This is a genomic window from Azospirillum sp. B506, assembly GCF_000333595.1.
Lineage (GTDB): Bacteria > Pseudomonadota > Alphaproteobacteria > Azospirillales > Azospirillaceae > Azospirillum.
Genome location: NZ_BADK01000893.1, coordinates 1 through 10636, shown reverse-complemented (window position 1 = coordinate 10636; position 10636 = coordinate 1). Strand labels below are relative to the sequence as shown.

Here is a 10636-nt window from a genome sequence, read left to right as displayed (position 1 = left end):
CATTACAGCCTGCATTTGCGGGCGGGTTTCATCGGCTATTGGATCGTTTGCTTCGCGTCGGTGGCCATGCTGGCCGGGCTGATCTCCGGCGTCATCATCCATGCGCGGATCTTCAAGGACTTCTTCACCTTCCGCAGCTGGGGCCAGCTCCGCCGCTCCCTGCTCGACCTGCACAATCTGACGGGCGTGCTGGTGCTGCCCTTTCATCTGATGATCACCATCACCGGCATCGTCATCGTCCTGCCCATCGTGCTGCCGGCCGGTGTCCAGGCGCTGTATGGCGGCGACGTGCGGCGGTTCTACGACGATGCGCTCGGCAACTACAGCAGGCCGCGCAGCGGCATCGCAGCCCCCCTGGCTCCCCTCGATCCGATGGTGGCGGAGGCCCGCAAGCTGTGGGGCGGGGGCGAGGCGGCCGTGGTGTTCGTCTACAATGCCGGCGATGCGGCGTCGGTCGTCCGCATCAACCGCGATACCGGCGACCGCCTCAGCCTGGACGTCCAGCCGGTCTTCTTCGACGGCGTCACCGGCGCCTTGCTGAAGTACCAGCCGCCGGGTCCGGTGGTGGCGACGCACCGCCTGCTGTCCGGGTTGCATTTCGCCGCCTTCGACCATTGGCCGCTGCGTTGGCTGTATTTCGTTTTCGGGCTGGCCGGCTGCGTGCTGATCGGCACCGGGATGCTGTACTGGATGGAGAAGCGGCGGGTCGCCCATGGCGTGACGCCCGGTGCCGGATGGCGCAGCGTCGCCGCCATCGCCTGCGGCAGCACCACCGGCCTGCTGATCGCCACGCTGGCGATGATGGCGGCCAACCGGCTGCTGCCGGCCGGCATCCCGTCACGGGAGCTGGTGGAGGTCGGCGTCTTCTTTCTGAGCTGGATCGCCAGCGCCATCCATGCCGCCATCCGCACCCGGACCGATCCGCCCTGGAGCGGGCAATGCGCCGCCGTCGCCCTGCTGGCGGGGGCTTGCGTGGTGCTGAACTGGATCACCACGGGGGAGCATCCGGTCCGTGCCGTGGGCGCCGCCGATTGGGCCGTGCTGGGTGTCGATCTGGTGCTGGCGCTGACCGCCTTTACCGCGTGGTGCGTTTCGCGACGGTTGGTGCGCCGGACGCATCCCGATCTTTCAACTCTGGCGAAGGTGACCGATCATGCCTGATGCCCTGGCGCTTCCCGGACTGTTCGGGCTCTGCTGCCTCGCTTTTGCCGCCCTTGCCCTGTCGGTGGAACGGCATTGGCGCGATCTGATCGACTCCCGCCGGGGGCCGCCGCGCCGCACGGTGTTCCGGCTGCGGCTCGCGGCACTGCTGTGCCTGGCGGCGGCGCTGTCCGTCGCCATACGCCATGACGGAACCGGCTTCGGCATTCTGCTGTGGTTGCTGGCGTTGAGCGCGGGGGCGCTTGCGGTCGCGGCGACCGTCACCTGGAGAACCCGCGCTGCCCGTGGCTGACCGCCGGAGGCCTCACATGCGCATCATGCGGAAGATGGCGACGAACATCACGACCACGCCCACCTCGGCGGCGGTGGCGAGCCAGGCCGGATGGAAAACGATCCCCAGCGGCATGATGAGCAGCAGGATCAGCGACGGGAACACGACATAGGGCGATTCGAGCCGGCGGGAGGCCGTCTCCGCCGTGATCGTTCCCGCCGGGGTGCGTTCGTCTTCGAGCAGGGACGCTTGTGCCAGCTGCATGGACATCGGATCGAAACCTTCGATGTTTGATTGGATGGGCTGCGGGCAGGCGTTCGGCGCGACATGCGCACGGCTTCCCGTCCGGCGAAACCGATCCTAGGCAGCGGCAACCATCGGAAAAAGCGAAATAAACCGATAGTATCCATCGACTTTTTCTGATTCAACCCTGGGCGTCCGCTTGTCCGCCGAGAATGATCTTCAGTCCCGTGAGCGCCGGGTCGATGATGGCGTCGTCGGCATCGGTCGGGTAGGCGGCATAGATGGGCAGGGTGAGGGGGCGGGCTTCCGGCAGGATCTCGCCCTGGCCGGCGTCGATAAGCGGCTGGATGAGCTGCCGGGGGAAATGCCCGGTGCCGCCGCATTGCTTGACATAGTCGAGCCCGAGCGTGCCGACGCCGATCGACACCGGGACCGACTGTGCGTCGGGGCGGTGCAGACGGACGTTCCGGCGGAAATCGTCGCCCCAGTCGATGTGGACATAGGGTTCTTCCAGGTAATCCTCGACCGCCGGCATGCGGAAGAGGACGAGTTCCTCCTCAAGCAGCAGGCGGATGGACAAGCCCGGCAGGGCGCGCGGCGAATAGAGCACGGCGACGTCCAGCGTCCCGTCCTGAAGTCCCTGCAGCAGCCCGTTCGGCAGGCCGACGTCGCATCGCAGAGCGATGTCGTTGGCGTTGCGCCGCATCCAGGGGATCCAGCGGTAGAGCAGCCGGTTCCACAGGCCGGCCTCGCTGCCGATGCGCAGCAATGCCTTGTGGCCGGCGGGCAGGGTGGCTTCCTGGCGGGCCTGTTCCCACAGGCGGAGGATCGCCACGGCATGGCGCTGGAAACGCAGGCCGGCGGTGGTCAGCGTGGCGCCGGTCTTGTTGCGCACGAACAGCCGGCAGCCAAGCTGCTGCTCCAGCTGCTGAATGCGCGTGCTGACCGTCGATTGGGTCACATGAAGCCGGTCGGCGGCGGCCATGAAGCTGCCCGCCGCCGTGACCTCCAGAAATGTCCGCGCCATTTCCGTATCCATGACACCTCGCTTGACTGTCCGCATCGGCAACCGGTTGCCTCCGGGACCTGGGGGCAGCAGACCTAGGCCATCGCCGGCTTGATCGCGACCGGGGAGCGTGAGACGATTCGTCGCACCCGTTGGCTGCAGCCGTGACCGCCGGTTCTCCTGATGCGGCCAAATGGTATCGGAAAAGCCGATGACAACCATCGGTTAAATTCGCTTTCTGGCCTTCCAGGCCGCCGGTAGCTTCCGCTTGGACTGCCGGATGCGAACCGGCCGACCGCTCTGTCCGGCTCCTTGGGGTGGCCGGAGACAATGTTGAGAGAATGGGAGTTCCGCTGTGTTCGTCATGCGCAATATTCTGTTGGCGTCCGTCATTCTGATTTCCGGTGGAACCGTCGCCGCGCAGGCCGCCGATGGCGATGCCGCTGCGGGCAAGACGGTGTTCAACATCTGCAAGGCATGCCACACCATCGAGGCCGGTGGTCCCAACCGCGTCGGTCCGAACCTGCACGGCATCGTCGGCCGCAAGGCTGGCAGTGCCGACGGCTTCAGCTATTCCGCGGCCGTCAAGGACGCCGGCTATGTCTGGGACGAGCAGAAGCTCGACACCTATCTGAAGGATCCCAAGGCCGCCCTGCCCGGCAACAAGATGGCCTTCGCCGGCGTCAAGGACGATGCCAAGCGTGCGGACCTGATCGCCTATCTGAAGAGCGAGTCCAAGTAACGGCGGACGGGCGATAGAAATCGTGCCGTCGGTCACCACAGCCCCGCCAATGCGGGGCTGTGGCGTTTCCAGGGTTGCGCGCGTCAGGACGGACGCGCCAGCAACCCTTCCGCCAGGGCCAGGAACGCCTCCACGGCCTTGGCGAGGACATCCTGCGGCGTGGCGCTGGCCGCCACCCAGAGGGCGGCGTTCAGCGCGGCCCCGTTCAACAGCCGGGCGGCTGCTTCTGGATCGAGCGGCCTGACGATGCCCTGGGCGATCAGCCGTTCCACCGTCTGCCGCGTCAGTTGCAGGCAGCCGGTCTGGCTCGGCCATTGCGAGGGATCGCCCAGGAAGGCCGGACCGTCGAGCAGGACGATGCGCTGCACCTCGGGATCCAGCGCCATCTCGATATAGGCGACGCCTTCGGCCAGCAATCCGTCCCAGTCGGTCCCGGCCTGGCCGGCGACCTCGTGCGCACGCTTCGCCATCTCGCTGTCGAGCTGGTCGACCACCGCCTGGAGAAGGCCGCGCTTGTCGCCGAAATTGTGGTAGAGGGCACCCCGCGTCAACCCGGCCTCCGCCGTCAGCTCATCCATCGATGCGGCGGCGAATCCCTTTTCGGTGAAGGCCTTGCGGGCGGAGGCGATCAGCTTGGCGCGGGTTTCCTCCATCATCTCGGACCGCTTTCTGCCCACCATGGCCTTCTCCACCGGCTTGCATACGTATCGTATGTGAGTTGACATACGCACCGTATGTGTGTTGTCGTCCACATACGTGGCGTATATCAACTTGCGCCCGCGCTGTGAAGCCCGATGCCGGCCAACCCGGTTTCCAAGGAGGACACTGACCATGGCTCAACGCGACGCGATCACTCCCGCCAATCGGCACGCGCTCTACGAACAGCACCGCTACTCGGCGGCGATCCGCTCAGGCGACCTTCTGTTCGTCTCGGGACAGGTCGGCAGCCGTGAGGACGGCTCGCCGGAACCCGATTTCGGACGGCAGGTGCAACTGGCCTTCGACAATCTCGCCAATGTGCTGAAGACCGCCGGCTGCAGCTTCGACGATGTCGTCGACGTCACCACTTTCCACACCGATCCGGCCAACCAGATCGAGACCGTCATGGCCGTCCGTGACAAGGTGATCGGCGACCAGCCCTATCCCAACTGGACAGCGGTCGGGGTGACCTGGCTGGCGGGGTTCGACTTCGAAATCAAGGTCGTCGCCCGCATCCCGGCGACGGCATGAGACTGTCTGGCGTTTCGAGGGAACCTGTGGCCCGGGCCACAGCGGATGGCGGATGGGGTGCGGCAGGATAGGGTCATGCCGCCCCTGGCCCCGCCCCTGGACCCGTACGCGGAGGACGCCCCGATGCGCCGCCTTGCCACCGTCACCCTTTGCCTGTCCAGTGTCGCGGCGGTCGCCGCCATCGTCCAGCCGGTCATTGCCCGGCCGGCCGCCGCGTTCGAGGTACAGTCCGGTGGCGTGCCGTTGTCGGCTGCCGCGGTTTCCATGCTGGCTAGCCGGATCGGCAACGTGCCGCCCGCCGCTGCCGGTCCCGGAGGCGCCTTTCCGCCCTGGATGGGAGGCGGCCGGACGAATGCCGGGACCATGGGGGCTTTGCCCATGGGCGGCGGCATGCCGCCGGCGGTTCGTCCTGCGGGAACCGTGGGCACGGACCGCGCGGCCCTGAACGAGCAACTGTTCGGAATCAAGCGCTGAGAAGGGGACGCCGTCACCCGGAATGATAGGGACGGCGGCGGCAATCGTCCGCCAATTCGGAAGGAGAGGACGCAGGATCGGGGCGATTTCCAACGGGATGGGATTACCCAAGAATTCGGAGGGTCCTGCCTCCCGGACGAAGACTAAGATCGGGGTCATCGGACAAATGGCATCGAAGAATTCAGGGGGAAACCATGCTGCGGACTGCCGTGATCGCAGTCGGCGCCCTGCTGCTTCTGCCGCTGTTGCTGGCTGGGCAGGGAATGGCCGACCGGGCGAAGGCGCCCGATGACGCGCGTGCCTACATCCTGTGGCCTTCCAACGGGACGGTCATCACTGGCGGAAAATTCTGGGTGCGCATGGGGCTTCAGAACATGGGGATTGCGCCGGCCGGGGTCAGCCATGCCGACACCGGGCACCATCACCTGCTGATCGACACCGACCTGACGAACCCGGACGAACCGATCCCCAACGACAAGCAGCACCTGCATTTCGGCGCCGGCCAGACCGAGGCGCGGCTGGAGCTTCCACCCGGAACCCACACGCTGCAGATGGTGCTGGGCGACGCCGACCATATTCCGCACAACCCGCCGGTGATGTCGGAAAAGGTGACCATCACCGTCCGCTGACCAAAGCCGGTCGGTTCATGTCTGCCAGGGAGGGCACCATGACGTCGAGTTTTCCCGCGCCTTCGGCCGGTCGCGGCCGACATGCCACCTTCGATGCGCGATCCTGCGCGCTGTCCTGCGCCGCATTGTGGGGGTTGCTGTCGGCTTTGCCGGTGCTTTGCACGGGGATGCCTGCCGCTGCGGCCGAAGCCGCCGCGCCCGATCGGAAGGCCGATCAGGCCGGAACCGGCGCCGCTCAACGGACGCCCGGCCGCAAGGATGCCTGGCTCTACATCGGCTGGCCCAACAACGGACAGGTGGTCGGGACACGTTTCAAGGTGTGGTTCGGGCTGCGCAATTTCGGCGTGGCGCCGGCCGGCGTGCGCAAGGACGGCACCGGGCATCATCATCTGCTGATCGACACCGAACTGAAGACCTTCGACGAGCCGATCCCCAGCGACCGGCAGCACCTGCATTTCGGCAAGGGCCAGACCGAAACCATCCTGGAACTGCCGCCCGGCCGCCACACGCTGCAACTGGTTCTGGCCGATGCCGACCATGTGCCGCACGACCCGCCGATCATGTCGAAGAAGATCACCATCACGGTCCGCGCCGACCGCGGTCAGCAACTGTCGGCGCAGTGACCGGCTTCAGGCCGGCCTGACGGCAGGGGACACGGAGCCGGACGCGCCAAACCACGGGAGACAGCGCCGATGAGCATGGTCCGGTTCCTTGGGTCCGTCACGGTTTCCGCCTGCCTGACGCTGGCGCTGGGCGGCTGTTTCACCTCCGGTGAGATGGCGCGTGTGGTGCAGCAGCCGAAGACCCCGGCCGTCCGCACCATCAGCAGCTTCAGCGAGGCGCTGCGCTGCATGGACACGCTGCTGTGGACCCACGGCAAGCGTGACATCTACATCACCGCCAACGGCCTGCCCGATGCCACGGGCCGGGTGGCCGGCGGCACGAAGGAAATGCTGATCACCGCCGTCTCCCGCATGTCGGAGACCTCCAGCGCCTTCCGCTTCGTGGATTTCGAGCCGGCGCTGGACGACGTCAATGCGCTGTACTGGATGATCGGCGTGCAGCCGAACTTCCGCGCACCGTCCTATTACATCCGCGGCGCCATCACCCAGCTGGACGACAATGTGGTCAGCGAGGCGGCGTCGGCCGGACTGTCGCTGCCCAAGCTCGACCTCGGCGTGTCGGCCGATCAGGTGGTGTCGATGGTGTCGGTCGACCTCAATGTCGGGGAGCTGGTGACGCGCCAGATCATCCCCGGCATGTCGGCGTCCAACACGCTGGCGGTGGTGTCGTCGGGGCGCGGGGCGGATGCCGGCGGGGTGATCGGCAAGGCCGGGCTGTCCTTCAACATCTCGCTGAACCGGTCGGAAGGGCTGCACCAGGGCGTGCGGACGCTGGTCGAACTCAGCACCATCGAAGTGCTGGGCAAGCTGACCCGCGTGCCCTACTGGCAATGCCTGGGGATCGACCAGACCAACCCCGCCTTCATGGCGGAGGCGCGCGGCTGGTTCGACGGCATGGCACCGGCGGAGCGCGTCAGCTTCGTCCAGCGGGCGCTGTCGGCGCAGGGCTATTACGACGGGCCGGTCAACGGGCAGCTCGACCAGCGGACCGCCGAGGCCGCCGGCCGCTTCCAGGCCGACAACGACCTGATCGCCACCGGCCGCATCGATTTCGACCTCTACCAGCGCCTGCTCGCCAAGCCGCCCGGCCAAGGCAGCCAGGGCGGCGGTGCACCGCCGGCCAAGCTGCAGAGCGTCAGCAATGCCGGCGGCGAGGGGCTGCCGCGTGCCCAGCCGTCGCCGTCCCGGCTCGACCTGCTGCTGTCGTCCGACCGCGGGCCGGCGCCGCGCTACCGTGCCGGCGAGGCGCTGGTGGTGCGCGTGCAGCCGACGGCGGACGGCTTCGTCTATTGCTATTACCAGGATGCCGCCGGCACGGTTTCCCGCATCTATCCCAACCGGTTCCAGCCCGACGCCTTCGTCGAGGCCGGCCGGCAGGTGGAAATCCCCCCAGGCGTGCAGAAGCCCTTCAACCTGCGCATGGACCGCCCGAATGCCGAGGAGACGGTCGCCTGCGTCCTGTCCCACGACGAGATCGGCGTGCGGATCCCGGAAGCCTTCAAAAGCGAGGATCTGCAGCCCATTCCCGGCACCGCCCTGGACGACGTGATCAACGCCTACGCCACGGCCAAGGGAAGCGATGCCCGCGCCAAGCGGCTGACCGTGAAGGTGCTGCCCGGCACGCTGGCGCAGGGGGAGTGAGTCCCGAAGCGTTTGCCGGAAATCGCCGCCGACTGTTGGCCGGCTCACAGCGCGGGAGGGGGAGGCGGCGGTAGAACCAGGGGCAACAGCATTCCCTCTCCTGCCGATGGAGCCTCGAATGACCAAATCCGCTCTCACCCATGCCCTGGCCGCCACCCTGCCGATGCTGGCCGCCGCCTGGGCCGGTTCCGTATCCGCCCAGACGGTGGAAGGGGCTGGATCCTCGAAGGTGATGATGTTCGACCGGCCGCCCAGCGTGGAGGAACTGCGCGAGGTGGTGGCGCCCGAACCGAAGATCCGCACCCGCAGCATCGAGATCATCGGCGGTACGGCCGGAGCCGCCGCCAAGCGGCCCCGGCCCATCGACGACGTCAATTACAGCGCGGCACCGGTCCCGTCGGCGGCGCAGCCGGCTCCCCAGCCCGAGATGCAGCCTGTGGCGCAACCCGCTCCGCAGCCGGTGCCCAGTCGCCCTGCCCACAAGCAGCATCGGCAGGAGGTGCGGACGGAGGCGCCTGCTGCCGAGATGGCCGCCGCCCAGCCGCCTGCCGCGGCGCCCGCCGCAGAGCCTGAAGCGGCACCGCAGGCTTTCGGCTTCCGCATCAACTTCGCCCTCAACTCCGCCGAGATCCCCGCCGAGTCCGCCTCCTACATCGACGCCGTCGGGGCGCTGATGAAGGAGGATCCCACCCTGGGGCTGACGGTGGAGGGTCACACCGACGCCAGCGGCAGCCTTCCCTACAACATGCTGCTGTCGCAGCGCCGCGCGGTATCGGTTGGCGAGTATCTGGTCCGTGTCCACCAGATCGACCCCAAGCGCATCACCGTCGATGGCAAGGGGCCGACCGCGCCGCTCGCCGCCAATCCCTATGACGGCCGCAACCGGCGCGTCGAATTCAAGCCGACCCATTGAGCGGCGGCCGGACCGGAGGGGCATGCCATGAAACACGCCTTGTTTCTCGCCGCCTGCCTGGGCTTGGCCGCTGTCGCCATTGCCGCCGCACCGGCCGATGCCACGGTGGTCCGCAAGAAGAGCGCGGACAGCTCCGGGGCGACAACCGGCGGTACCGCGGGTGGGGTGGATGTCGTCCCCGCCGGCACGCGGGTCCGGGTCCAATGCTGGCAGGACGGCCACAAGATCATCGACGAAGAGGATCTTGCCGTCGTTTCGCTCAGCATCGCCAGCCAGATGAACGGGCTGCGTTTCCGCCGCAACGGCGGGGCAGACAGCGCGGTGTCGGTGGTGACCCAATCCCGCACCGCCTGTCTGCTCGCCCCCGACGAGGGGAAAGGTCGGGAGCGGGACTGAGTCCTTCCAAACCAGGAGGTGACGATCATGACGAAGAGACATTTCTCATATCCGCCCACATATCTGCTGGGTGCCGCCGCCGGCCTTGCGCTGGTCTGCGGTCAGGCCGCGGCGGAGGCGGTGGTGGTGGCGTCCAGCGCCCCTGGCTATGTCCAGGGCCAGCTCGTCGGCGACGGGCAGGCGGTCCGGCTTCCCGACGGGGCGACCGCGACGTTGCTGTTCGCCAACGGCCGGCTGCTGCGGCTGCGCGGCCCCTATGACGGCATGCCCGCCGGGACGGTGGACAGCGCGGTGTCGGCCCGTGCCGGCCCCGGCGACGACCGCTTCATGCAGAGCGATCTCGGTGCCGCGCGGGCGTTGGGAAACCCGCTGGACGCGGCGCTGGAAAAGGCGCTCGCCATCGACCCGTCCGCGTCCGGTCCCCAGTGCGTCAAGGCGGGAAGCCCGCCCCTGTTGCGTCGCCCGGCCGAACCGGGCCTCGACCGCCTGCTGTTGCAGGCCGGTACGGAGCGCACGACGGTCGGCTGGAACGATGCCGGTCCCGTGCCCTGGCCGCGGAGTCTGCCGCTGGCGGACGGAACGGACATCGTCGCCTTGCGGCCGGATGGCACGCCGGTCGGCACGCTGCGTCTCCGCATGGTGGAGGCGGCGGGCGGTGCGACGTTGGCGGTCGGCATGGCATCGGCCGGCTGTGCCGGGCAGATCGGCGCGGCGATGGCGTCCCTGCGCGACGCGACGGTGCCGCTCGACCTTTTCCTCTCCGCCGATCCGGCTGCCGGATCCGGGGCCGGTGTCGCCTACCGGCCGGGAGAGGACATCCGGCTGCTGGTCCAGACCGACCGCGACGCCAATCTTTATTGTTATCTGCGCAACGCGCGTGCCCAATTGATCCCCATCTTCCCGGCCGGGGCCACGATGAGCGCCCGGGTGATGGGCAATGTGCCGATCAGCCTGTCCGGCGACCGCATGCCGCTGCGGGCCGGCGAGGGTGCGGCCGATCTGGAGGTGCGCTGCATTGCCGCCAGCCGCAATCTCGACGGCGAGATGCCCGGCCGGGCCGCCGCCTTCCGTCCGCTTCCGGAGGAGGCCGCCGTCCAGCTCGACCGCGCGGTGTCCCGCCTGCGCGAGACCGAAGTGGCCTCGGCCCAGCTGATCCTGAAGGTTCGGTGAGGGACGGATGGACGGTCCGCCGGCTAATCCGGGGGAAGGGCCGGAGGCTCCCGGCCCCTTGAAACCGGCGGTGGGCGATCCGCCGCCGGCCCACCTTGCGCCGGATCGCCCCTGAAGGTCCCGCGGATGGCTGGCCG

Annotated in this window: 14 protein-coding genes; 11 read left to right on the top strand and 3 right to left on the bottom strand. The window is 68.1% G+C overall.

Going from position 1 to position 10636, the window contains the following annotated elements; all coding sequences use genetic code 11:
- Both I71_RS27715 and I71_RS27710 read left to right on the top strand, forming a co-directional pair.
- Positions 1 to 1161: PepSY domain-containing protein (locus I71_RS27715; RefSeq protein WP_042701644.1), on the top strand; the 1161-nt coding region annotated here is incomplete at its 5' end.
- The gene (locus tag I71_RS27710; protein ID WP_042701641.1) at positions 1154 to 1453 is read left to right on the top strand and encodes a DUF3325 family protein; all 300 of its coding nucleotides are present in this window, start codon (positions 1154 to 1156) and stop codon (positions 1451 to 1453) included. The genes I71_RS27715 and I71_RS27710, both read left to right, overlap by 8 nt.
- A 12-nt stretch (positions 1454 to 1465) precedes the next feature.
- On the opposite strand, the gene I71_RS27705 is transcribed toward I71_RS27710, so the two are convergent.
- Both I71_RS27705 and I71_RS27700 read right to left on the bottom strand, forming a co-directional pair.
- Positions 1466 to 1702 (bottom strand): hypothetical protein, encoded by a 237-nt coding sequence (locus tag I71_RS27705; RefSeq protein WP_042701639.1) that lies wholly within the window; start codon positions 1700 to 1702, stop codon positions 1466 to 1468.
- A gap of 154 nt (positions 1703 to 1856) precedes the next feature.
- A complete protein-coding gene (locus I71_RS27700; protein ID WP_159107444.1) occupies positions 1857 to 2702 on the bottom strand; it encodes a LysR family transcriptional regulator in 846 nt (281 codons plus the stop codon).
- Between the two features lie 358 nt (positions 2703 to 3060).
- Between I71_RS27700 and I71_RS27695 the strand changes: the two genes are divergently transcribed.
- Entirely contained in the window at positions 3061 to 3423 is a 363-nt protein-coding gene (locus I71_RS27695) for a c-type cytochrome (protein WP_375731223.1), read from the top strand.
- Positions 3424 to 3506: 83 nt separating this feature from the next.
- Here the strand turns inward: I71_RS27695 and I71_RS27690 are convergent, their stop codons facing one another.
- On the bottom strand, positions 3507 to 4103 hold the full coding sequence (locus I71_RS27690; RefSeq protein ID WP_042701633.1) for a TetR/AcrR family transcriptional regulator: 597 nt from the start codon (positions 4101 to 4103) through the stop codon (positions 3507 to 3509).
- Positions 4104 to 4254: 151 nt separating this feature from the next.
- On the opposite strand from I71_RS27690, the gene I71_RS27685 reads away from it, so the two are divergent.
- The 8 genes from I71_RS27685 to I71_RS27650 all read left to right on the top strand — a co-directional run bounded on the left by I71_RS27685 (position 4255) and on the right by I71_RS27650 (position 10499).
- Positions 4255 to 4653 (top strand): RidA family protein, encoded by a 399-nt coding sequence (locus I71_RS27685; RefSeq protein ID WP_042701631.1) that lies wholly within the window; start codon positions 4255 to 4257, stop codon positions 4651 to 4653.
- A gap of 75 nt (positions 4654 to 4728) precedes the next feature.
- The gene (locus I71_RS27680) at positions 4729 to 5127 is read left to right on the top strand and encodes a hypothetical protein (RefSeq protein WP_042701629.1); all 399 of its coding nucleotides are present in this window, start codon (positions 4729 to 4731) and stop codon (positions 5125 to 5127) included.
- Positions 5128 to 5321: 194 nt separating this feature from the next.
- Positions 5322 to 5756, top strand: a complete 435-nt coding sequence (locus I71_RS27675; protein WP_042701625.1) for a DUF4399 domain-containing protein — start codon at positions 5322 to 5324, stop codon at positions 5754 to 5756.
- 38 nt (positions 5757 to 5794) lie between these two features.
- Positions 5795 to 6379, top strand: a complete 585-nt coding sequence (locus I71_RS27670) for a DUF4399 domain-containing protein (RefSeq protein WP_244434089.1) — start codon at positions 5795 to 5797, stop codon at positions 6377 to 6379.
- A gap of 69 nt (positions 6380 to 6448) precedes the next feature.
- A complete protein-coding gene (locus I71_RS27665) occupies positions 6449 to 8020 on the top strand; it encodes a DUF4384 domain-containing protein (protein WP_042701620.1) in 1572 nt (523 codons plus the stop codon).
- A gap of 118 nt (positions 8021 to 8138) precedes the next feature.
- A complete protein-coding gene (locus I71_RS35320; protein WP_049976368.1) occupies positions 8139 to 8933 on the top strand; it encodes an OmpA family protein in 795 nt (264 codons plus the stop codon).
- Positions 8934 to 8960: 27 nt separating this feature from the next.
- On the top strand, positions 8961 to 9329 hold the full coding sequence (locus I71_RS27655) for a hypothetical protein (RefSeq protein WP_042701617.1): 369 nt from the start codon (positions 8961 to 8963) through the stop codon (positions 9327 to 9329).
- A gap of 27 nt (positions 9330 to 9356) precedes the next feature.
- Complete coding sequence (locus I71_RS27650) at positions 9357 to 10499, top strand: hypothetical protein (protein WP_042701614.1); 1143 nt, start codon at positions 9357 to 9359, stop codon at positions 10497 to 10499.
- Positions 10500 to 10636 lie beyond the last annotated feature (137 nt).